34 protein-coding genes are annotated in these 21020 nt (G+C 61.9%); 31 read left to right on the top strand and 3 right to left on the bottom strand.

Annotation, left to right across the window (positions count from 1 at the left end):
- The 31 genes from AC1RWI_RS32180 to dsbD all read left to right on the top strand — a co-directional run.
- A partial coding sequence (locus tag AC1RWI_RS32180; protein WP_492870378.1) for a flavin reductase family protein occupies window positions 1-415 on the top strand: 415 nt, incomplete at its 5' end.
- Between the two features lie 236 nt (window positions 416-651).
- Window positions 652-1302 (top strand): 50S ribosomal protein L3, encoded by a 651-nt coding sequence (gene rplC, locus AC1RWI_RS32185; protein WP_035870770.1) that lies wholly within the window; start codon window positions 652-654, stop codon window positions 1300-1302.
- 11 nt (window positions 1303-1313) lie between these two features.
- Entirely contained in the window at window positions 1314-1934 is a 621-nt protein-coding gene (rplD, locus tag AC1RWI_RS32190; RefSeq protein ID WP_006160474.1) for a 50S ribosomal protein L4, read from the top strand.
- Window positions 1931-2245 carry a 50S ribosomal protein L23 gene (gene rplW / locus AC1RWI_RS32195; RefSeq protein WP_006160473.1) on the top strand — a complete coding sequence of 105 codons (315 nt, stop codon included), beginning with the start codon at window positions 1931-1933 and terminating at the stop codon, window positions 2243-2245. Before rplD ends, rplW begins: the two co-directional genes overlap by 4 nt.
- 2 nt (window positions 2246-2247) lie before the next feature.
- Complete coding sequence (rplB, locus tag AC1RWI_RS32200; protein WP_043350353.1) at window positions 2248-3078, top strand: 50S ribosomal protein L2; 831 nt, start codon at window positions 2248-2250, stop codon at window positions 3076-3078.
- Window positions 3079-3099: 21 nt separating this feature from the next.
- Window positions 3100-3375 (top strand): 30S ribosomal protein S19, encoded by a 276-nt coding sequence (rpsS, locus tag AC1RWI_RS32205; protein WP_006160471.1) that lies wholly within the window; start codon window positions 3100-3102, stop codon window positions 3373-3375.
- Between the two features lie 9 nt (window positions 3376-3384).
- The gene (gene rplV / locus AC1RWI_RS32210) at window positions 3385-3714 is read left to right on the top strand and encodes a 50S ribosomal protein L22 (RefSeq protein ID WP_006160469.1); all 330 of its coding nucleotides are present in this window, start codon (window positions 3385-3387) and stop codon (window positions 3712-3714) included.
- 9 nt (window positions 3715-3723) lie between these two features.
- Window positions 3724-4530, top strand: a complete 807-nt coding sequence (gene rpsC / locus AC1RWI_RS32215) for a 30S ribosomal protein S3 (RefSeq protein WP_006160467.1) — start codon at window positions 3724-3726, stop codon at window positions 4528-4530.
- Window positions 4531-4532: 2 nt separating this feature from the next.
- On the top strand, window positions 4533-4949 hold the full coding sequence (gene rplP, locus AC1RWI_RS32220; protein WP_006160465.1) for a 50S ribosomal protein L16: 417 nt from the start codon (window positions 4533-4535) through the stop codon (window positions 4947-4949).
- Window positions 4950-4960: 11 nt separating this feature from the next.
- Window positions 4961-5155 (top strand): 50S ribosomal protein L29, encoded by a 195-nt coding sequence (gene rpmC, locus AC1RWI_RS32225; RefSeq protein ID WP_006160464.1) that lies wholly within the window; start codon window positions 4961-4963, stop codon window positions 5153-5155.
- A complete protein-coding gene (gene rpsQ, locus AC1RWI_RS32230; protein ID WP_006160462.1) occupies window positions 5152-5430 on the top strand; it encodes a 30S ribosomal protein S17 in 279 nt (92 codons plus the stop codon). The genes rpmC and rpsQ overlap by 4 nt, the downstream gene beginning before the upstream one ends.
- Before the next feature lie 276 nt (window positions 5431-5706).
- Window positions 5707-6075, top strand: a complete 369-nt coding sequence (rplN, locus tag AC1RWI_RS32235) for a 50S ribosomal protein L14 (protein ID WP_017225233.1) — start codon at window positions 5707-5709, stop codon at window positions 6073-6075.
- Between the two features lie 9 nt (window positions 6076-6084).
- Window positions 6085-6393 (top strand): 50S ribosomal protein L24, encoded by a 309-nt coding sequence (gene rplX / locus AC1RWI_RS32240; protein ID WP_043350346.1) that lies wholly within the window; start codon window positions 6085-6087, stop codon window positions 6391-6393.
- A gap of 25 nt (window positions 6394-6418) precedes the next feature.
- On the top strand, window positions 6419-6961 hold the full coding sequence (gene rplE, locus AC1RWI_RS32245; RefSeq protein ID WP_006160458.1) for a 50S ribosomal protein L5: 543 nt from the start codon (window positions 6419-6421) through the stop codon (window positions 6959-6961).
- A gap of 9 nt (window positions 6962-6970) precedes the next feature.
- Window positions 6971-7276 (top strand): 30S ribosomal protein S14, encoded by a 306-nt coding sequence (rpsN, locus tag AC1RWI_RS32250; RefSeq protein WP_006160456.1) that lies wholly within the window; start codon window positions 6971-6973, stop codon window positions 7274-7276.
- Between the two features lie 27 nt (window positions 7277-7303).
- The gene (gene rpsH, locus AC1RWI_RS32255; protein ID WP_006160454.1) at window positions 7304-7699 is read left to right on the top strand and encodes a 30S ribosomal protein S8; all 396 of its coding nucleotides are present in this window, start codon (window positions 7304-7306) and stop codon (window positions 7697-7699) included.
- A 10-nt stretch (window positions 7700-7709) separates the two neighbouring features.
- Window positions 7710-8243, top strand: coding sequence for a 50S ribosomal protein L6 (rplF, locus tag AC1RWI_RS32260; protein ID WP_043350342.1), 534 nt, complete (start codon window positions 7710-7712; stop codon window positions 8241-8243).
- Window positions 8244-8254: 11 nt separating this feature from the next.
- Entirely contained in the window at window positions 8255-8611 is a 357-nt protein-coding gene (rplR, locus tag AC1RWI_RS32265; RefSeq protein WP_043350338.1) for a 50S ribosomal protein L18, read from the top strand.
- A 21-nt stretch (window positions 8612-8632) separates the two neighbouring features.
- Window positions 8633-9151: a 30S ribosomal protein S5 gene (rpsE, locus tag AC1RWI_RS32270; protein WP_006160449.1), complete on the top strand. Its 519-nt coding sequence runs from the start codon at window positions 8633-8635 to the stop codon at window positions 9149-9151.
- Window positions 9152-9164: 13 nt separating this feature from the next.
- Window positions 9165-9347 carry a 50S ribosomal protein L30 gene (gene rpmD / locus AC1RWI_RS32275; RefSeq protein ID WP_006160440.1) on the top strand — a complete coding sequence of 61 codons (183 nt, stop codon included), beginning with the start codon at window positions 9165-9167 and terminating at the stop codon, window positions 9345-9347.
- A gap of 22 nt (window positions 9348-9369) precedes the next feature.
- Window positions 9370-9804, top strand: a complete 435-nt coding sequence (gene rplO / locus AC1RWI_RS32280; RefSeq protein ID WP_006160439.1) for a 50S ribosomal protein L15 — start codon at window positions 9370-9372, stop codon at window positions 9802-9804.
- Between the two features lie 48 nt (window positions 9805-9852).
- On the top strand, window positions 9853-11196 hold the full coding sequence (gene secY / locus AC1RWI_RS32285; RefSeq protein WP_006160437.1) for a preprotein translocase subunit SecY: 1344 nt from the start codon (window positions 9853-9855) through the stop codon (window positions 11194-11196).
- A 23-nt stretch (window positions 11197-11219) separates the two neighbouring features.
- A complete protein-coding gene (infA, locus tag AC1RWI_RS32290) occupies window positions 11220-11438 on the top strand; it encodes a translation initiation factor IF-1 (protein ID WP_006160436.1) in 219 nt (72 codons plus the stop codon).
- 31 nt (window positions 11439-11469) lie between these two features.
- Entirely contained in the window at window positions 11470-11586 is a 117-nt protein-coding gene (gene rpmJ, locus AC1RWI_RS32295) for a 50S ribosomal protein L36 (RefSeq protein ID WP_006160433.1), read from the top strand.
- 19 nt (window positions 11587-11605) lie between these two features.
- Entirely contained in the window at window positions 11606-11971 is a 366-nt protein-coding gene (gene rpsM, locus AC1RWI_RS32300) for a 30S ribosomal protein S13 (RefSeq protein WP_006160431.1), read from the top strand.
- A 24-nt stretch (window positions 11972-11995) separates the two neighbouring features.
- Window positions 11996-12397, top strand: coding sequence for a 30S ribosomal protein S11 (gene rpsK / locus AC1RWI_RS32305; RefSeq protein ID WP_006160430.1), 402 nt, complete (start codon window positions 11996-11998; stop codon window positions 12395-12397).
- 307 nt (window positions 12398-12704) lie between these two features.
- On the top strand, window positions 12705-13328 hold the full coding sequence (gene rpsD, locus AC1RWI_RS32310; RefSeq protein WP_006160429.1) for a 30S ribosomal protein S4: 624 nt from the start codon (window positions 12705-12707) through the stop codon (window positions 13326-13328).
- Window positions 13329-13510: 182 nt separating this feature from the next.
- Window positions 13511-14491: a DNA-directed RNA polymerase subunit alpha gene (locus AC1RWI_RS32315; RefSeq protein WP_006160428.1), complete on the top strand. Its 981-nt coding sequence runs from the start codon at window positions 13511-13513 to the stop codon at window positions 14489-14491.
- Between the two features lie 161 nt (window positions 14492-14652).
- Window positions 14653-15048 (top strand): 50S ribosomal protein L17, encoded by a 396-nt coding sequence (rplQ, locus tag AC1RWI_RS32320; protein WP_006160427.1) that lies wholly within the window; start codon window positions 14653-14655, stop codon window positions 15046-15048.
- Between the two features lie 159 nt (window positions 15049-15207).
- Window positions 15208-15552 carry a divalent-cation tolerance protein CutA gene (gene cutA / locus AC1RWI_RS32325; RefSeq protein ID WP_043352396.1) on the top strand — a complete coding sequence of 115 codons (345 nt, stop codon included), beginning with the start codon at window positions 15208-15210 and terminating at the stop codon, window positions 15550-15552.
- Between the two features lie 171 nt (window positions 15553-15723).
- Entirely contained in the window at window positions 15724-17613 is a 1890-nt protein-coding gene (gene dsbD, locus AC1RWI_RS32330) for a protein-disulfide reductase DsbD (protein WP_144409907.1), read from the top strand.
- A 44-nt stretch (window positions 17614-17657) separates the two neighbouring features.
- Here dsbD and AC1RWI_RS32335 read toward each other — a convergent pair whose 3' ends face one another.
- From AC1RWI_RS32335 to yihA, 3 genes are all read right to left on the bottom strand, one after another.
- Complete coding sequence (locus AC1RWI_RS32335; protein ID WP_043350329.1) at window positions 17658-18926, bottom strand: magnesium transporter CorA family protein; 1269 nt, start codon at window positions 18924-18926, stop codon at window positions 17658-17660.
- Between the two features lie 10 nt (window positions 18927-18936).
- Complete coding sequence (gene hemB / locus AC1RWI_RS32340; protein ID WP_492870380.1) at window positions 18937-19929, bottom strand: porphobilinogen synthase; 993 nt, start codon at window positions 19927-19929, stop codon at window positions 18937-18939.
- A gap of 330 nt (window positions 19930-20259) precedes the next feature.
- Complete coding sequence (gene yihA, locus AC1RWI_RS32345) at window positions 20260-21006, bottom strand: ribosome biogenesis GTP-binding protein YihA/YsxC (protein WP_043350324.1); 747 nt, start codon at window positions 21004-21006, stop codon at window positions 20260-20262.
- Window positions 21007-21020: the final 14 nt, after the last annotated feature.

Genomic DNA, 21020 nt, shown 5'->3' on the forward strand with positions numbered 1-21020 from the left:
CATCGGCGCCTGCGGTGCCGATGACCGCCCGATCGGCCTGACCATCAACTCCTTTGCCTCGCTGTCGCTGGCGCCGCCGCTGATCCTGTGGAGCCTGGCCTTGCGTTCGCAGAACGCGGCGCGTTTCACGCCGGGGAGCCCGTTCGGCGTCAGCATTCTGCGGGCGGGGCACGGCGAACTCGCCCGGCGCTTTGCCAAGCCCGCAGACGACAAGTTTGCCGGAGTCGCCCATCGGCGATGCCAGCGTGGCGTGCCTTATCTCGATGATGCCCTGGCCACCCTGGCGTGCCGGGTCGAGCGCGCCGATGCCGTCGGGGATCACCTGCTGATCGTGGGCCAGGTGGAGGAGTTTGAGGTAGGCGAGGGGGAGCCGCTGGTGTTCTTTGGCGGGGAATTTGTGCAGCTGGGGCGGTAGGATCACACGGAATCATCACAAAACAACACCGCCCCGTACGCCCCGTCATACTTGTCGCTCCACGCTTGCTCTTTCCAAATCTACGCGATATAGTGTAAGGCTACCCGTTTGTCTATGGGTAGTGGGCTGGCCAGCTTGGCCGCGCGCAGTCTTCTTCAGCGCAAGCCCCGCACTGCAAACACTGTTTTCGTGTATCAATCAGCCCCGGCCAATCGCAGCTGGGAATGGAGCAAACCATGAGCCTTGGCCTTGTAGGTCGCAAGGTTGGCATGACCCGTATTTTCACGGACGACGGCGATTCAATTCCCGTTACCGTGGTCGAGGTCGGCGACAACCGCGTGACACAAATCAAGACGGACGAGACCGACGGTTATACCTCGGTTCAAGTCACTTTCGGCGCACGCCGCGCTAGCCGCGTCACCAAGCCCCTGGCAGGTCACCTTGCCAAAGCTGGTGTTGAAGCTGGTGAAATCATCCGCGAATTCCGCATCGATGCCGCTAAGGCTGGCGAACTGCAACCCGGCGGCACGCTGTCGGTTGACCTGTTCGAAGTCGGTCAAAAGATCGACGTCCAGGGCGTGACCATCGGTAAGGGCTACGCCGGTACCATCAAGCGTCACCATTTCGCATCGGGTCGTGCCACCCACGGTAACTCGCGTTCGCACAACGTGCCGGGTTCCATCGGTATGGCGCAGGATCCGGGCCGTGTGTTCCCCGGCAAGCGCATGACTGGCCATCTGGGTGACGTCACCCGCACCGTCCAGAACCTGGAAATCGCCAAGATCGACGCAGAGCGCAAGCTGCTGCTGGTCAAGGGCGCCATTCCCGGCTCCAAGGGCGGCAAGGTTATCGTTACCCCGGCCGTCAAGGCCAAAGCCAAAGCTTAAGGAGCGAATCAATGGAACTCAAGCTCCTCCAGGACAATGGCCAGATCGGTGCAGGCGTTGACGCTTCGCCCGAAGTCTTCGGCCGTGACTACAACGAAGCCCTCGTTCACCAGGTCGTCGTCGCTTACCAGGCTAACGCTCGCAGCGGTAACCGTAAGCAGAAGGACCGTGAAGAGGTCAAGCACACGACCAAGAAGCCTTGGCGCCAGAAGGGTACGGGTCGCGCCCGTGCCGGTATGTCTTCCTCGCCGCTGTGGCGCGGGGGCGGCCGTATCTTCCCGAATTCGCCGGAAGAGAACTTCACGCAGAAGGTCAACAAGAAGATGTTCCGTGCCGGCATGCGCTCGATTTACTCGCAGCTCGCACGTGAAGGTCGTATCAACGTGGTGGACGGTTTCACCGTCGATGCGCCCAAGACCAAGCTCTTGGCCGACAAGTTCAAGGCCATGGGCCTGGACTCGGTGCTGATCATCACCGACAGCCTCGACGAAAACCTCTACCTGGCTTCGCGCAATCTGCCGCACGTGGCGGTTGTCGAGCCGCGCCAGGCTGACCCGCTGTCGCTCGTGCACTACAAGAAGGTGCTGGTGACCAAGGCAGCCGTCGCGCAGATCGAGGAGTTGCTGAAATGACGCAAGTAGCCAAGAACGATCATCGTTTGATGCAGGTGCTGCTCGCGCCGGTGGTTTCCGAAAAGGCAACCCTGGTCGCCGACAAGAACGAACAAGTCGTGTTCGAAGTCGCTCGCGATGCCAACAAGGCAGACGTGAAGGCGGCAGTCGAACTGCTGTTCAAGGTCGAGGTGCAGTCCGTTCAGATCCTGAACCAAAAGGGCAAGCAAAAGCGTTTTGGCCGTTTCATGGGGCGTCGCAACCACGTGAAGAAGGCTTACGTTTCGCTCAAGCCGGGTCAGGAAATCAATTTTGAAGCGGAGGCCAAGTAATCATGGCACTCGTCAAGACCAAGCCGACGTCCCCGGGCCGTCGCTCCATGGTGAAGGTTGTTAACCACAACCTGCACAAGGGCGCGCCCCACGCTCCGCTGCTGGAAAAGCAATTCCAGAAGTCGGGCCGTAACAACAACGGTCACATCACCACCCGTCACAAGGGCGGTGGTCATAAGCACCATTACCGCGTGGTCGACTTCAAGCGCAACGACAAGGACGGCATTGCCGCCAAGGTCGAGCGCCTGGAATACGATCCGAACCGCAGCGCCAATATCGCGCTGGTGCTGTTCGCCGACGGCGAGCGCCGCTACATCATTGCCACCAAGGGCATGGTAGTTGGCCAAGCGTTGATGAACGGCTCGGAAGCTGCGATCAAGTCGGGTAACAACCTGCCGATCCGCAACATTCCGGTTGGCACCACCATCCACTGCGTGGAAATGCTGCCGGGCAAGGGCGCTCAGATCGCTCGCGCCGCTGGCGGTTCCGCTGTGCTGCTGGCTCGTGAAGGCATCTACGCTCAGGTTCGCCTGCGCTCCGGTGAAGTGCGTCGCGTTCACATCGAATGCCGCGCCACCATCGGTGAAGTCGGTAACGAAGAGCATAGCCTGCGCGTCATCGGCAAGGCCGGTGCAAATCGTTGGCGCGGTATCCGCCCGACGGTTCGCGGCGTTGTGATGAACCCGGTGGACCACCCGCACGGTGGTGGTGAAGGCAAGACCGCTGCTGGTCGTGACCCCGTTTCGCCGTGGGGTACCCCGGCCAAGGGTTACCGTACCCGCAGCAACAAGCGCACTGCCAGCATGATCGTGCAGCGCCGCCACAAGCGTTAATCGGTAGGTAGGAGCCTAGACATGACACGTTCCGCAAAAAAGGGTCCGTTCTGTGACGCCCACCTGCTGAAAAAGGTGGAAGCGGCCTCAGCCGGCAAGGACAAGAAGCCCATCAAGACTTGGTCGCGTCGCTCGACCATTCTGCCGGACTTCATCGGCCTGACGATCGCCGTACATAACGGCCGTCAACACGTGCCGGTGTATGTTTCGGAAAACATGGTTGGCCACAAGCTCGGTGAATTTGCGCTCACGCGTACGTTCAAGGGCCACGCGGCTGACAAGAAAGCGAAGAGGTAAGGTGCCATCATGGAAGTGAAAGCGATTCATCGCGGTGCCCGCATCTCCGCCCAGAAAACGCGCCTGGTCGCTGACCAGATCCGCGGTCTGCCGATCGAACGCGCGCTCAACGTCCTGACGTTCAGCCCGAAAAAGGCGGCCGTCATCGTGAAGAAGGTGGTCGAATCGGCCATCGCCAACGCCGAGCACAACGAAGGCGCCGACATCGACGAACTGAAGGTCAAGACCATCTTCGTCGACAAGGCAACCTCGCTCAAGCGTTTCACGGCACGAGCAAAGGGCCGCGGCAACCGCATCGAGAAACAAACTTGTCACATCACTGTGACGCTCGGCAACTAAGGAGTCACGATGGGACAGAAGATTCATCCGACTGGCTTCCGTCTGGCCGTCAGCCGTAACTGGGCTTCGCGTTGGTACGCCAACAACACGAAGTTCGCCGGCATGCTGAAGGAAGACATCGAAGTTCGCGAGTTTCTGAAGAAGAAGCTCAAGAACGCTTCGGTTGGCCGCGTCGTGATCGAGCGCCCCGCCCGCAATGCACGTCTCACCATTTATAGCTCGCGTCCGGGCGTGGTGATCGGCAAGAAGGGTGAGGACATCGAACTGCTCAAGGCCGAGCTGCAACGTCGCATGGGTGTGCCCGTGCACGTGAACATCGAGGAAATCCGCAAGCCGGAAACCGATGCGCAGCTGATCGCTGACTCGATCACCCAGCAGCTCGAGCGCCGTATCATGTTCCGCCGCGCAATGAAGCGTGCGATGCAGAACGCGATGCGCCTCGGTGCCCAGGGCATCAAGATCATGAGCGCCGGTCGTCTGAACGGCATCGAAATCGCTCGTACCGAGTGGTATCGCGAAGGTCGTGTGCCCCTGCACACCCTGCGCGCCGACATCGACTACGGCTTCTCCGAAGCAGAAACCACCTACGGCATCATCGGTGTCAAGGTGTGGGTCTACAAGGGTGATCACCTCGGCCGCAACGATGCGCCGGTGGTGGAAGAGCCGCAAGACGATCGTCGTCGTCGCCCGGGTGGTCGTCCTGATGGTCGTCGCCGTGAAGGCGAAGGCGGCCGTCCGGGTGGCAACCGCCGCGGTGGCGCGGGTGCCGGTGCAGGTCGCCGCGCTCCTGGCGCAGATGCGAAGAGTGGAGAATAACGATGCTGCAACCTAAGCGCAGAAAATACCGCAAGGAGCAGAAAGGCCGCAACACGGGTAAAGCTACCCGTGGCAACGCCGTGTCTTTCGGCGAATTCGGCCTGAAGGCGATGGGCCGTGGTCGTCTGACGGCTCGTCAGATCGAGTCGGCACGTCGTGCGATGACCCGTCACATCAAGCGTGGCGGCCGCATCTGGATCCGGATTTTCCCGGACAAGCCGATCTCGAAGAAGCCCGCCGAAGTCCGTATGGGTAACGGTAAGGGTAATCCGGAATACTACGTGGCAGAAATCCAGCCGGGCAAGATGCTGTACGAAATGGATGGCGTGACGGAAGAGCTGGCTCGTGAGGCGTTCCGCCTCGCGGCCGCCAAGCTGCCGATCGCTACCAATTTCGTGGTGCGCCAGGTCGGGACGTAAGGAGAGCAGGGATGAAAGCATCCGAACTTCGCGGCAAAGATGCCGCAGGGCTGAACCAGGAGCTCTCCGAGCTGCTGAAGGCCCAATTTAGCCTGCGCATGCAAAAGGCCACCCAACAGCTGCAGAACACCAGCCAGCTGAAGAAGGTGCGCAAGGACATCGCGCGGGTGCAAACCGTGCTGAACGAAAAGGCGACCTCGAAATGACTGAAACTGCACAAACGGAATCGTCGCTTCGCCGCACGCTGGTCGGTCGGGTAGTTAGCGACAAGATGGACAAGACCGTCACGGTCTTGATCGAAAACCGCGTCAAGCATCCTCTGTACGGCAAGTACGTGCTGCGTTCCAAGAAGTACCACGCACACGACGAAGCCAACCAGTACAAGGAAGGCGACAAGGTCGAGATCCAGGAAACGCGTCCGCTGTCGCGGACCAAGTCCTGGGTGGTTTCCCGTCTGGTCGAAGCTGCGCGCGTCATCTAAAAAACCACACGGTTTTCGGTTGACTTGCGAGTCCAGGGTTATGTGCTATAATCCTGGACTTCCGCTTTGTTGCATTCGCCTTAGTTGTATCACCCCGGCGAATCGGTGAAGCGAACCTAGCCGAGCGGCTCCTGATTAACCATGTTCAGGCCGCCTGGTAACTACCGACTTCAAAGTTGATCAACCCAAACGGTTGCTGGCGCAAAGCCAGGGGCTGACGGGACCAAGACTGACCGGCGGGCGTTGCCCGGTGGATTAAGTTGGGAAGATAACACCATGATTCAGACAGAAAGCCGGCTCGAAGTAGCCGATAACACTGGTGCGCGCGAAGTTCTGTGCATCAAAGTGCTGGGTGGGTCCAAGCGCCGCTATGCGAGCGTGGGCGACATCATCAAGGTGACCGTTAAGGACGCAGCGCCGCGCGGTCGCGTGAAGAAGGGCGATATTTACAACGCCGTCGTCGTGCGCACCGCCAAGGGCGTGCGTCGCGCTGATGGTTCGCTCGTCAAGTTCGACAGCAATGCCGCTGTCTTGCTGAACACCAAGCTCGAGCCGATCGGCACCCGTATTTTCGGGCCGGTGACTCGTGAACTCCGTACCGAGCGCTTCATGAAGATTGTGTCGCTCGCGCCGGAAGTGCTGTAAGGAGCCGCCATGAACAAGATTCGTAAAGGCGACGAAGTCATCGTCCTGACCGGAAAAGACAAGGGCAAGCGCGGCACCGTGCAAGCCATGCTCGGCGAGAAGGTTGTGGTGGAAGGCGTCAACGTTGCCAAGAAGCACGCACGTCCGAACCCCATGCTGGGCACCACCGGTGGTGTGGTCGACAAGGTCATGCCGCTGCATATTTCTAACGTTGCGCTCGTGGATGCCAATGGCAAGCCGTCGCGCGTCGGTATCAAGGTGGAAGACGGCAAGCGTGTACGCGTGCTGAAGACCACCGGTGCCGTCGTGGCAGCTTGATTCTGGGCACAGATAGGAGTTGAGCATGACTGCACGTCTGCAAGAGTTTTACAAAGAACAAGTAGTACCGAAGCTGATCGAACAATTCGGCTTCAAGTCGGTCATGGAAGTGCCGCGCATCACCAAGATCACCCTGAACATGGGCCTTGGCGAAGCCATCAATGACAAGAAGGTCATTGAGCTGGCCGTGGGCGACCTGACCAAGATCGCCGGCCAAAAGCCGGTGGTGACCAAGGCCAAGAAGGCAATCGCCGGCTTCAAGATCCGCCAGGGTTATCCCATCGGCGCGATGGTGACGCTGCGCGGCGAACGCATGTTCGAATTCCTGGATCGTCTCGTGACCGTGGCCCTGCCGCGCGTGCGTGACTTCCGTGGTGTTTCGGGCCGCTCGTTCGATGGTCGTGGCAACTACAACATCGGTGTGAAAGAGCAGATCATTTTCCCCGAAATTGAGTACGACAAGATCGACGCACTGCGTGGTCTGAACATCAGCATCACGACGACGGCGAAGAATGACGAGGAAGCCAAGGCACTCCTCGCAGCATTCAAGTTCCCGTTCCGTAATTAAGGGGTAACCGTGGCTAAATTGGCTCTGATTGAACGTGAGAAGAAGCGCGCTAGGCTCGTGGCAAAGTATGCCGACAAGCGTGCGACCCTCAAGGCCATTATCGACGACCAAGAGAAGTCGGAAGAAGAGCGTTATAGCGCGCGTCTCGAGCTGCAGCAGCTCCCGCGCAACGCGAACCCGACTCGCCAGCGTAACCGCTGCGCGATCACCGGTCGTCCCCGCGGTACCTTCCGCAAGTTTGGCCTGGCGCGTAATAAGATCCGTGAAATCGCCTTCCGTGGCGAAATCCCGGGTCTGACGAAAGCCAGCTGGTAATTACGCACAGGCTACAGGAGAAACAGTATGAGCATGAGCGATCCTATCGCCGATATGCTGACACGCATCCGCAACGCCCAAGGCGTGCAGAAAGTGTCGGTTGTCATGCCGTCGTCGAAGCTGAAAGTGGCAATCGCCAAGGTCCTTAAGGACGAAGGCTACATCGACGACTACGCCGTGAAAGAAGAAGGCGGCAAGGCACAACTGAGCATCGGTCTGAAGTACTACGCTGGCCGTCCGGTCATCGAGCGCATTGAACGCGTCTCGAAGCCTGGTCTGCGCGTGTACAAGGGCCGTAGCGACATCCCCCAAGTGATGAACGGCCTCGGCGTCGCAATCATCTCGACCCCCCAGGGTCTGATGACCGATCGCAAGGCACGTGCCACTGGCGTGGGCGGCGAAGTTCTTTGCTACGTCGCGTAAGGAGTAGACCATGTCCCGTGTAGGTAAGGCTCCCATCGCGCTGCCCAAAGGCGCAGAAGTCAATGTGGCGGCTGGCGTGCTCTCCGTTAAGGGCCCGCTCGGCACGCTGACGCAGCCGATTCACAGCCTGGTCAAGGTCAATGTCGAAAACGACACGCTGACCTTCGCTCCGGTCGATGAATCGCGCGAAGCAAACGCACTGCAGGGCACCATGCGCGCCCTGGTGGCCAATATGGTCAAGGGTGTAACCGCCGGTTTCGAGCGCAAGCTTAACCTGGTCGGCGTGGGCTATCGTGCCCAGCTGCAAGGTACTGCGCTGAAGCTCCAGCTTGGTTTCTCGCACGACGTGATCCATGCGATGCCGGAAGGCGTGACGGCGGCAACGCCCACGCAGACCGAGATCATCATCAAGGGTGCGGACAAGCAGAAAGTCGGTCAGGTGGCTGCGGAAGTCCGCGCGTACCGTCCGCCTGAGCCCTATAAGGGCAAGGGCGTTCGCTACTCGGACGAGCGCGTCATCCTGAAGGAAACCAAGAAGAAGTAAGGGGTGCAATCATGAACAAGAAAGACGCTCGTTTGCGCCGTGCACGTCAGACCCGCGCCAAAATCGCGGAGTTGAAGATCAACCGTCTGACCGTGTTCCGTACGAATTCGCATATTTACGCCCAGGTCTACTCGCCGTGCGGCACGCAAGTGCTGGCATCGGCTTCGACCGCCGAGGCAGAAGTGCGCAAGGAACTGACCGGCAGCGGTGCTACCGCAGCCGCCGCGACCCTGATTGGCAAGCGCATCGCCGAAAAGGCGAAGGCAGCTGGCGTGGAAACCGTTGCGTTCGATCGCGGCGGCTTCCGCTTCCATGGTCGCGTGAAGGCACTGGCTGACGCAGCACGCGAAGCCGGCCTTAAGTTCTAAGCGCACATAGAGAGATACGTCATGGCAAAAATGCAAGCAAAAGTCCAGCAGGACGAACGCGACGACGGCCTCCGCGAGAAGATGATCTCGGTCAACCGCGTCACCAAGGTGGTGAAGGGTGGCCGGATTCTCGGTTTCGCTGCGCTGACCGTGGTTGGTGACGGCGATGGCCGCATCGGCATGGGCAAGGGCAAGGCTAAGGAAGTGCCGGTTGCGGTTCAGAAGGCAATGGACGAAGCCCGTCGCAAGATGGTCAAGGTCTCGCTCAAGAACGGCACGCTGCAACACGAAGTCGTTGGCAAGCACGGCGCCGCCAAGGTGCTGATGATGCCCGCCAAGGAAGGTACCGGCGTGATCGCTGGTGGCCCGATGCGCGCGATTTTCGAAGTGATGGGCGTGACCAACGTCGTGACCAAGTCGCACGGCTCGACCAATCCGTACAACATGGTTCGCGCCACGCTGGACGGTCTTCAAAAGATGAGCACGCCGGGCGAGATCGCCGCCAAGCGTGGCAAGTCTGTTGAAGACATCCTCGGTTAAGGAGTCGGACGAAATGTCGCAACAAACCGTAAAAGTGCAACTCGTGCGCAGCCTGATCGGCACGCGCGAGGATCATCGCGCCACCGTCCGTGGCCTGGGCCTGCGCCGTATCAATTCGGTGTCGGAGCTGCAGGACACGCCCGCCGTGCGCGGCATGATCAACAAGGTCTCGTACCTGGTCAAGGTTCTGGCCTGAGTCCCGGGACACGGAGAGCAAGATGCAACTCAACAACCTGAAACCGGCTGACGGTTCGAAGCACGCCAAGCGTCGCGTCGGCCGCGGTATCGGCTCCGGCCTGGGCAAGACTGCCGGCCGTGGTCACAAGGGTCAGAAGTCGCGTTCGGGCGGCTTCCACAAGGTCGGCTTCGAAGGCGGTCAAATGCCGCTGTATCGTCGCCTGCCGAAGCGTGGCTTCACGTCGCTGACGAAGGCCTTCAACGCCGAAGTGACCCTGCGTGATATCGAGCGCCTGGAAGCCACCGAGGTGGACCTGCTGGTTCTGAAGCAAGCTGGCCTGGTGGCTGAGCTGGCCAAGAGCGCCAAGGTCATCAAGGCTGGTGAGCTGACCCGCAAGGTTACGATCAAGGGTCTGGGCGCCACCGCTGGTGCCAAGGCTGCGATCGAAGCCGCCGGCGGTCAGATCGCGGCGTAATTTAGCAGCAGATTTCGCAGCATAGGCGAGTCACAGTCGGAGCATCGTTTGGCCACGGCGAAACCCAATGCAAGCACGCAAGCCAAGAACACGGCGAAGTACGGCGACCTGAAGCGCCGGCTGATGTTCCTGGTGCTGGCCCTGATCGTGTACCGCATCGGAGCGCATATTCCGGTGCCGGGAATCGATCCGGAACAGCTTGCGAAGCTTTTCCAGAGTCAGTCAGGTGGCATCCTCGGGATGTTCAACCTGTTCTCGGGCGGTGCGCTGTCGCGCTTTACCGTCTTCGCGCTCGGCATCATGCCGTACATCTCGGCGTCGATCATCATGCAATTGCTGACGATCGTGCTGCCGCAGCTGGAGTCGCTGAAGAAGGAAGGGCAGGCGGGTCAACGCAAGATCACGCAGTACACGCGCTACGGCACGGTGGTTCTGGCCACCTTCCAGGCGCTGTCGATTGCAGTCGCGCTGGAGTCTCAGCCTGGTCTGGTGATCGATCCGGGCCTGATGTTCCGGGCTACGGCAGTGATCACGCTGGTGACCGGTACGATGTTCCTGATGTGGCTGGGTGAGCAGATCACCGAGCGGGGTCTGGGCAACGGTATCTCGATCATCATCTTCGGCGGTATCGCGGCGGGCTTGCCCAACGCGATCGGCGGGCTCTTCGAACTGGTTCGCACCGGTTCCATGAGCATCATTGCTTCGATCCTGATCGTGGCAATCATCGCCGGTGTCACCTTCGCCGTGGTGTTTGTCGAGCGTGGCCAGCGCAAGATCCTGGTGAACTATGCCAAGCGTCAGGTCGGCAACAAGGTGTATGGCGGTCAATCGTCGCACCTGCCGCTGAAGCTGAACATGGCAGGGGTGATTCCGCCGATCTTCGCATCGTCGATCATCTTGTTCCCGGCGACCATCGCGGGCTGGTTCACGTCTGACTCGACGAGCGCTGCCGGCCGGTTCATCAAGGACCTGGCTGCGACGCTTTCGCCGGGACAGCCGGTCTACATCCTGCTGTACGCTGCTGCAATTATATTTTTCTGCTTCTTCTATACGGCTCTTGTGTACAACAGCCGGGAAGTCGCGGACAACCTGAAGAAAAGCGGTGCCTTCATTCCGGGCATTCGTCCGGGCGAGCAGACGACGCGCTACATCGACAAGATTCTTGTCCGTCTGACGCTGGCTGGTGCGATCTACATCACACTGGTCTGCCTGTTGCCGGAATTCCTGGTACTGCGCTGGAACGTTCCGTTCTATTTTGGCGGAACCTCGTTGCTGATCATCGTGGTCGTCACGATGGACTTCATGGCCCAGGTCCAGTCCTATGTCATGTCGCAGCAATATGAGTCCCTGCTGAAGAAAGCGAATTTCAAGGGTAATCTGACCTTGCGCTGAAGCCGGGTCGGTACAGGCTAGGTATGGCAAAAGACGACGTCATCCAGATGCAGGGGGAGGTCCTGGAAAACCTCCCCAACGCGACGTTCCGCGTCAAACTGGAGAACGGCCACGTAGTGCTGGGCCATATCTCCGGCAAGATGCGAATGAACTACATCCGGATTCTTCCGGGTGATCGGGTGACGGTTGAACTGACCCCATATGATCTGTCACGCGCGCGCATCGTCTTTCGGACGAAGTGAAGCGAACAGGAATTGAAGGAAGAGGAAAATCATGAAAGTGCTGGCTTCTGTTAAGCGCATTTGCCGCAACTGCAAAGTTATCAAGCGCAACGGTGTCGTGCGCGTGATCTGCTCGTCGGATCCCCGCCACAAGCAACGCCAAGGCTAATCGGAAAGAGGATTGACGAATGGCACGTATCGCAGGGGTTAACATCCCGAACCATAAGCATACCGAGATTGGCCTGACGGCTATTTACGGTATCGGCCGCTCGCGCGCCCGCAAGATTTGCGTGGCCACCGGCGTTCCCTTTGACAAGAAGGTCAAGGACCTGACCGACGGCGACCTGGAAAAGCTTCGTGACGAAGTAGCCAAGGCCACGGTTGAGGGTGACCTGCGTCGTGAAACCACGATGAACATCAAGCGTCTCATGGACCTTGGTTGCTATCGTGGCGTCCGTCACCGCAGGGGTCTCCCGATGCGCGGTCAGCGCACCCGCACCAACGCCCGTACCCGCAAGGGTCCGCGTAAGGCCGGCGTGGCTCTGAAGAAGTAAAGCCGAAGGCAGAGGAAGAAACTAATGGCAAAAGGTCCGAATAACGCCGCCCAGCGCGCGCGTAAGAAGGTCAAGAAGAACGTTGCCGACGGCATTGCGCACGTCCACGCTTCGTTCAACAACACCATCATCACGATCACCGACCGTCAGGGCAATGCCCTGGCATGGGCAACCTCGGGTGGCCAGGGCTTCAAGGGTTCGCGTAAGTCGACGCCCTTCGCAGCTCAGGTTGCTGCAGAGAACGCCGGCCGCGTGGCGCAAGACCAGGGTATCAAGAACCTGGACGTGCGCATCAAGGGCCCCGGCCCTGGCCGTGAATCGGCTGTGCGCGCGTTGAACGCGCTCGGCATCAAGATCTCGATTATCGAAGACGTGACGCCAGTGCCGCACAACGGCTGCCGTCCGCCCAAGCGTCGTCGGATCTAAGCGCCGGTGTGATACCCGGGCCGCAGGTGAGGTCTTCCTCGCCTTCTGCCCGGTGTGGTAACATTGCACGTTGACCTGCTGCATATGCTTTGCGGCAGTTTTTCGTTTTGCGTTTTTGTGTCTGGCGATTGGCCTGATGGTCCGCCGCCTGATGCTCGTAGTCAGTCATATGCTTTTGCGCGTGCCCTTCGGGGAATGCGCTGGATAAGCCCACCGTCTGCCACTCACGCGTCCGTCGAACGGGCGGAGAAGGCGGACTCGCGGCGCGTCAAACAAGGCGCCGCGATCGATCAGGAAGGAAGATAAAGTGGCACGTTATATCGGCCCGAAGGCCAAACTCTCCCGTCGTGAAGGTACCGACCTGTTCCTGAAGAGCGCACGCCGCTCGCTTGCAGACAAGTGCAAGCTGGACAGCAAGCCGGGCCAGCACGGCCGCACCTCGGGTGCACGCACCTCCGACTACGGCAACCAGCTGCGCGAAAAGCAGAAGGTCAAGCGTATCTATGGCGTGCTCGAGCGTCAGTTCCGCCGCTACTTCGCTGAAGCCGACCGCCGCAAGGGCAACACCGGCGAGAAGCTGCTGCAACTGCTGGAGTCGCGCCTGGACAACGTCGTGTACCGCATGGGCTTTGGCTCGACCCGCGCTGAAGCGCGCCAGCTGGTGTCGCACAAGGCGATCCTGCTGAACGGTCAAGCCCTGAACGTGCCGTCGGCGCAAGTCAAGGCTGGTGACGTCATCACCATCCGCGAGCAGTCGAAGAAGCAAGTCCGTATCGCCGAAGCGCTGTCGCTGGCTGAGCAATCGGGTTTCCCGGCATGGGTTGCCGTGGACGCGAAGAAGTTCGAAGGCACCTTCAAGCAAGTGCCGGATCGCGCCGATATCTCGGGTGACATCAACGAAAGCCTGATCGTCGAGTTGTATTCGCGTTAATCACTCGAATTCTGACCGACACCATCGAACGGCCAGGGGCTTGCGTTTCCCGCCAAGCTTCACATTCAGCCCGACGCGCTGCCGCGCGTCGGGCTTATTGCCCATCGTGCGATGGGATTTTCAGGTTCCAAACGTCAGCCTTATCGGTGTAACGAGCCGAGGGTATTGAAAAGGACAACCTAATGCAAACAGCACTACTCAAGCCTAAAATTATTGCCGTGGAGCCGCTCGGCGACCATCACGCGAAGGTCGTGATGGAGCCGTTCGAGCGTGGCTATGGCCATACGCTCGGTAACGCCCTGCGTCGCGTGCTGCTGTCGTCGATGGTCGGTTATGCCCCGACCGAAGTCACGATCGCTGGGGTGGTCCATGAGTACTCCACCATCGATGGCGTGCAGGAAGACGTAGTCAACCTGCTGCTGAATCTGAAGGGTGTGGTCTTCAAGCTGCACAACCGCGACGAAGTCACGGTTTCGCTGCGCAAGGAAGGCGAAGGCGTTGTGACGGCTGCCGATATCGAGCTGCCCCACGATGTCGAGATCATCAACCCCGGCCACGTGATCGCTCACCTGTCGGCCGGCGGCAAGCTCGATATGCAGATCAAGGTCGAACAAGGCCGTGGTTATGTGCCGGGCAACGTGCGCAAGTTCGGCGACGAAGCGGGCAAGGTCATTGGCCGCATCGTGCTGGACGCTTCGTTCTCGCCCGTGCGCCGTGTTTCGTACGCAGTCGAATCGGCTCGTGTGGAACAGCGTACCGACCTCGACAAGCTGGTGATGAACATCGAAACCGACGGCGTGATTTCGCCCGAGGAAGCGATTCGTCAATCGGCCCGCATCCTGGTGGACCAGTTGTCGGTGTTCGCCGCGCTGGAAGGCACCGAGTCGTCGGCGGAAGCCGCTTCGAGCCGCACGCCGCAGATCGATCCGATCCTGCTGCGCCCGGTCGACGACCTGGAGCTGACCGTGCGTTCGGCCAACTGCCTGAAGGCCGAAAACATTTACTACATCGGCGACCTGATCCAGCGCACCGAGAATGAGCTGCTCAAGACCCCGAACCTGGGTCGCAAGTCGCTCAATGAAATCAAGGAAGTGCTGGCTTCGCGCGGCCTGACCCTCGGCATGAAGCTCGAGAACTGGCCGCCCGCAGGGCTGGAGAAGTAATAGCCAGGCGCGGTGGCGGGTTTCCCCTGCCGCCGCGCCAGGTCATCGCGGCGACCGGCATGTGCCGGCTGCCTTAATAGACTACCGGCCCGCGCCGAACCGGAGATTGCTCCGGCCAAGCGATAGAAGAGCTGGTCAAACATTGCAATAAAGGAATCATCATGCGTCACCGTCATGGTTTGCGGAAACTGAACCGCACCTCGTCGCACCGCCTCGCGATGCTGCGCAACATGTCCAACTCGCTGTTCCAGCACGAACTGATCAAGACCACCCTGCCCAAGGCCAAGGAACTGCGCAAGGTTGTCGAGCCCCTGATCACGCTGGCCAAGAAGGACACCGTTGCCAACCGCCGCCTGGCCTTCGCCCGTCTGCGCGACCGCGACATGGTCACCAAGCTGTTCAACGAACTCGGCCCGCGTTACAACGCGCGTCCGGGTGGCTACACGCGTATCCTGAAGTTCGGTTTCCGCCAGGGCGACAATGCGCCGATGGCGCTGGTCGAACTGGTTGACCGCCCGGAAATCACCGAAGCGCCGGCTGAAGAAGCAGGCGAATAAGGTTGATTCCGTCCCGGCCCGCTGCGACCGTTGGTCGCGGCGAGCCGCGCGGACACCGCTTACAATCGAGCCAGGCTACATGCCTGGCTCTTTTGTTTTCCGGGGCCGGTGCGCCGGAGTCTGGCCGCGGGGCAGCCTGTGGCCTGGGAGGACGATCTGATGAGCGAAGCAATCTTGGTGATGACATCGCTGCCGGACGCCGAGTCCGCAGGGCGTGTTGCAAGGGCCGTGCTGGAGTCGAGGTTGGCGGCATGCGTGAACCGGCTGGCGCCGTGCGAGTCCGAGTACTGGTGGCAAGGTGAGATCGAAAGCGCACGCGAGTGGCCGCTGATGATCAAGACCACCCAGGAGCGTTACGCGGCGCTGGAGGCCGCGATTCGGCTAGCGCACCCCTACGAGGTGCCTGAGATCGTGGCAATGCCGCTGGTCGCGGGATTTGCGCCGTATCTGGCGTGGGTCGCGCACGAAACCCGAACGACCACGGACGGAGGCGACAGTGCGTAAGGATAGTGGTTGCTGCGCTGACTGACACTGATGCAGGCAATAGGCACTGCGGCCTGGGACTGGCGCCATGAAGCGAGCGCGATGCGGATACAACGAATGACATTTCAAAGGCTGGGCATGAGTTTCGGTGTGAGCGCGAACGCCTCGGGTGGCTGGGGGGCTGGGCAAGCCATGCGGCATGGTGCCGCAGTGCGGCTGTTGATCATGCTGCTGGCCTCACTCTGGCTGTGCCTCGGCGGCATGGCACATGCCGCCGATGACGACTTCTTGCCGCCGGAACAGGCCTTCCGGTTTGCGGCCCATCAGGTCGATGCGAAGACGATCGAGGTTCGCTTCGACGTGGCGGATGGCTACTACCTCTACCGCGATCGCTTTGCCTTTGCGGCGCAGCCGGCGTCCGTCAAGCTGGGTGCGCCGGTGTTCCCGCCCGGCAAGGTCAAGTTCGACGAGACGTTCGGCAAGGAGATGGAAACCTATCACGGCGGGCTGACCATCCGCGTGCCGGTGGAGTCCGCCCCGGCCGACGGCAAATGGTCGCTGGTGGTGACTTCCCAGGGCTGTGCCGACAAAGGCCTGTGCTATCCGCCGCAGGAAAGTGTGTTCAAGGTCGGCGGCGGTGCACTTGACGGATTGTTCGGCAAGCGGGCACCGGCGGATTCCAGCCGCATCGGCAACAACCCGGCCGCGGCAAGCGGCGACGCGGCCGGCCCCTCCCCCGCCCTGCCGGCCCCCACGGCCGACGAGAACGACCGCATCGCTGGCGCCCTGGCCAGCCGCAACCTCGGCGTGATCGCCGCGCTGTTCTTCGGCCTGGGCCTGCTGCTGACCTTCACGCCATGCGTGTTGCCGATGGTGCCCATCCTGTCGTCGATCGTGGTGGGCGAGCACGTCACGCGCAAGCGCGCCTTGCTGGTGTCGCTGTCCTATGTGCTTGGCATGGCAGTGGTCTACACGGGGATCGGCGTGGCGGCGGGCCTGCTCGGTGAGGGCCTCTCGGCGGCGCTGCAGGCGCCGTGGATGCTGGCTGCCTTTGCGCTGCTGATGGTGGCGCTGTCGCTGTCCATGTTCGGTCTCTATGAGCTGCAGCTGCCGCAGCACTGGCAGACCCGGCTGACGGCATCGTCCAACCGCCGCCAGGGCGGGCAGCTTGCTGGTGCCGCAGTCATGGGCGCGATCTCCGCGCTGATCGTCGGACCGTGCGTGACGGCGCCACTGGCAGGTGCGCTGGCCTATATCGCGCGCACTGGTGATGCCGTGGTCGGCGGCGGTGCGTTGTTTGCCATGGCGCTCGGCATGGGCGTGCCGCTGGTGCTGGTGGGCGTGGGGGCGGGCAACCTGCTGCCGCGCGCCGGGCGCTGGATGGAGACGACCAAGCGCTTCTTTGGCTTCCTGCTGCTGGGCGTGGCGCTCTGGATGGTGAGCCCGGTGCTGCCCGCGTGGGCGCTGATGGCGGGCTGGGCTGCGCTGCTGCTGGTTGGCGCGGTCTTCCTGAGCGCCTTCGATTCACTCGGCCCCGACGCGCATGGCCTGGCCAGGGTAGGCAAGGGCCTGGGCCTGCTGGCGGCGCTGGCAGGCGCCATCCTCCTGGTCGGGCTGGCATCCGGCGGCCGGGACCCCCTGCAGCCTCTGGCGCACCTGAGCGCTGCGCGCTCGGCGCCGGAAGCGACGACCGGCGGCGCGTCCGACGTACGGTTCGAGCGGGTCCGCTCGGTTGCGCAGCTGGACGCGCGCGTGGCGCAGGCCGCCGCCGCCGGCAAGCCGGTGCTGCTCGATTTCTACGCGGACTGGTGCGTGAGCTGCAAGGAGATGGAGCGCTTCACCTTTACCGATGAGCGCGTACGGGCGCGGCTGTCCGAGGTTGTGATGCTGCAGGCGGATGTCACCCAGAACAACGCCGATGACCGCGCGCTGCTCAAGCGCTTCGGCCTGTTCGGCCCCCCGGGCATCATCCTGTACGGTGCCGACGGGCGCGAGCGGCCGGTCCGCGCGATCGGCTATCAGCCGGCCACGCGGTTTCTCGACACGCTGTCGCGCGCACTCGATACCAAAGCCAATACCTGAGACGTACCTGAAATACCCGAAGCGCCAGCTTTGGCTAGCGTCGGCTAGCTTTGCTCCAGCCGGCGCCCCAGCGCCCATACCGCGGCCAGCACCACCACCACCGCGCCCATCAGCCCCAGCGACCACCAGAAGCCCTGGGGCTCACGCAGCCAAGGCATGCGGTCGAAGTTCATGCCGAAGATGCCGGTGATCAGCGTGAGCGGCATGAACAGCGCGGTGATCAACGTCAGCGTGCGCATGGTGCGATTGGTGCGGTGCGCCACCGAAGAGAAGTGGATCTGCACCGCGGACTCGATCGAGTCCTCCAGCCGGCGCGCATGCGCGAGCACGCGCGAGATGTGCTCCATCACGTCGTTGATCCGCACCAGCAGCGCATCGTCGCGGCCCGCCGCGCCTGGCGTACCTGGCGTGCCTGCAGCGGGTCCTTCACTCGCGATGCTATAGCTGTTGTCGAGCAGGCTGTCGCGGAACTCTTGCAGCGCGTCGTGCTGCTCCTCGCACAAGTGCTCCAGCCGCCGTAGCTCGATGCGGGCATCGAGCAAGCCCTCCCAGCTGGAAAAGCTGCGCCGCGCATTTAGCAGCGCGCGCTGCCACCGGTCGAGCTGGCGCGTCAGCGGCGCACGCAGGTCCAGGTAGCGGTCGACCATGGCGTTGAGCAGCCGCAGCATCAGGTCTTCCGGGCGCGTCGGCGGGCGGATGCCATGCACCAGCGCGGCGTGGCCATTGGCTCGCGTCCTTGACGCCGCTTGCGGCCGTGGCGCCTGGCACAGCTCAAGCAGGCGCTGGCGCACCTGGTCCAGCGTGCGCGATTGCGCGGGCCGTACCGTCAGCAGCACGTTGTCAAAGACGAAGAATGTGACCGGCTGGGTATCGATCTTGGCCAGCGCGGGTAGGAAGCCCGGCGGGTAGCGGCGCGGCTTGGTTGGGGTACCGGGTTTTGCCGCGGGCTGCGGGCCGGCCGTCGCAGTCGTGCTCGTTCCGGATGCCGCAGTCCCCTCTGCGCCTGCCTCGGCGATCAGCCGGCTGGTCTCGAAGGTGAGCTTGCGGAAGATCACCATGTCGTAGACATGCGTCGTATCGAAATACGAGGGGTGCGACGGGTTGGTGGCATCGATGAGATGCAGGTCCAGCACCGGGGCGCCTGTCAGCGCCTGGACGCTGTCGCGCCAGGCCGTCGGCGCGGCGCTGATCTCCTCGATCGGCGTGTCGACCCAGACGAAACGGGCCGCCGCATTGCCGGCAAGGAAGTCACGCGCCGCGTCGAGCGAGGCAAGCGGATGGACCTGGCTTGCGGAAAAGCCTAGCAGCTGCATCCGGGCAGGTTCAGCGCGCAAGCAGGCGAGCGGCGTCGCGTGCGAAGTAGGTCAGGATGCCATCGGCGCCGGCGCGGCGGAAGGCCAGCAGTGATTCCATCATGACCTTGTCGTGATCCAGCCAGCCATTCTGGGCTGCGGCCTTGAGCATCGCGTACTCGCCGCTGACCTGATAGACGTAGGTGGGGAAGCGGAACTCGTCCTTCACGCGCCGCAGGATGTCGAGGTAAGGCATGCCGGGCTTGACCATCACCATGTCGGCGCCTTCCATGATGTCCTGCGCCACTTCACGCAGGGCTTCGTCGGAGTTGGCCGGGTCCATCTGGTAGGTCATCTTGTTGCCTTTGCCCAGGTTGGCCGCCGAGCCCACCGCGTCGCGGAACGGGCCATAGAAGGCGGAGGCGAACTTGGCCGAGTACGCCATGATCCGCGTATGGATATAGCCGCTGTCTTCCAGCGCCGCGCGCACGGCGCCGATGCGCCCGTCCATCATGTCCGAGGGGGCCACGATATCCACGCCGGCCGCGGCCTGCGTCAGCGCCTGCTTGACCAGGATCTCCACGGTGACGTCGTTGATCACGTAGCCATCGTCGTCCAGCACGCCGTCCTGGCCGTGGCTGGTGTACGGATCCAGCGCCACGTCGGTCAGCACGCCCAGTTCCGGGAAGTGGTCCTTGAGCGCGCGCACGGCGCGAGGGATCAGGCCTTCTGCGTTGGTCGCCTCGATGCCGTCGGGCGTCTTCAAGGCCGGATCGATCACCGGGAACAGTGCGATGACCGGGATGCCGAGTTTTACGCAGTCTTCCGCCACCGGCAGCAACAGGTCGATCGACAGACGCTCCACGCCAGGCATGGACGCCACGCTCTCACGCTGGTTATGGCCGTCGACGATGAATACCGGATAGATCAGGTTATCTGGCGACAAGCGGTTCTCGCGCATCAGCCTGCGTGAGAAATCATCACGGCGCATGCGGCGCGGACGGTACTCGGGAAATGTGGACATGGCTTGAGAGAGGAGTCGAAAAAGAAGTGCGGGAGTCTGCCGGGCGGCTGGCGCGATGTGGCTGGCGAGTGCCTGGCCAGGCCGCTTGCGAAAGAAAAACTAAACTTTTGATCTCGCCCGCTATCATACTCGCGGACACTCTGCGTTGCGCTTGCGTGATGCAGCGTCCCCCGCTACTCCTCCCTGAGCGGGTACCCGCCCTTAACCGGTGGGAAAGTTCGCCCCCGTTGCTTGCAACGGGGTTTTTTTTGCCGGCTCATTTACCGCTTTACTTGTCGATTCGACAACAGGGCGGGCGCAGGGGTGGGTACGCTTTGTGGCGCCAGCAGATCAGTTCGCGGGCGTGTCGGGAGGCGCATCGTCCGCAGCGGTATCTGGTTCCGCTTCCGGTTCAGCCTGCCGCGCAACCGCGGCCTTGTTCTCCTGGGCTGCGGGCGGCAGGGCCTCGGGCAGGGACAGCCAGCCCGCCACCACGCGCTGGGCTTCCTCGATGCCGCGGCGCTTCAGGCTGGAGAACAGCTGCGCGGTCAGGGGTACGGGCGTGTCGAGCTGTTCTGCGTAGCCGGCCAGCACCTTGCGGGTTTCGCGCAGGGCCAGGGCGTTCTCGCTGTTGGTCAGCTTGTCGGCCTTGGTCAGCAGCACGTGAATGGGCCGGCCGGTGGGCAGGAACCACTCGACCATCTGGCAATCCAGGTCGGTAAAGGGGCGGCGTGCGTCCATCATCAGCACCAGGCCGGACAGTTGCGAGCGGGTCTGCACGTAGTCGCTCAGCAACGCTTGCCAATGGAACTTGGCCGACCCCGAGACCTGCGCATAGCCGTAGCCGGGCAAGTCGACGAGGAAAGCGAGCGGGTCCGGCGCCTTGACCGGGGCCACGCCGAAGAAGTTGATGTGCTGGGTGCGGCCCGGCGTGCGCGACGAAAAAGCCAAGCGCTTCTGGTTGCAAAGGATATTGATGGCGGTGGATTTGCCGGCGTTGGAGCGGCCGGCGAACGCCACTTCCGGCACGGCCGTGGCAGGCAGGTCGCGCAGATGATTGACGGTAACGAAAAAGCGGGCCTGATGTAGGAGGGACATGCGCTTGGGCGATG

The sequence above is a fragment of the Cupriavidus sp. MPR-AND1C genome (assembly GCF_058809705.1).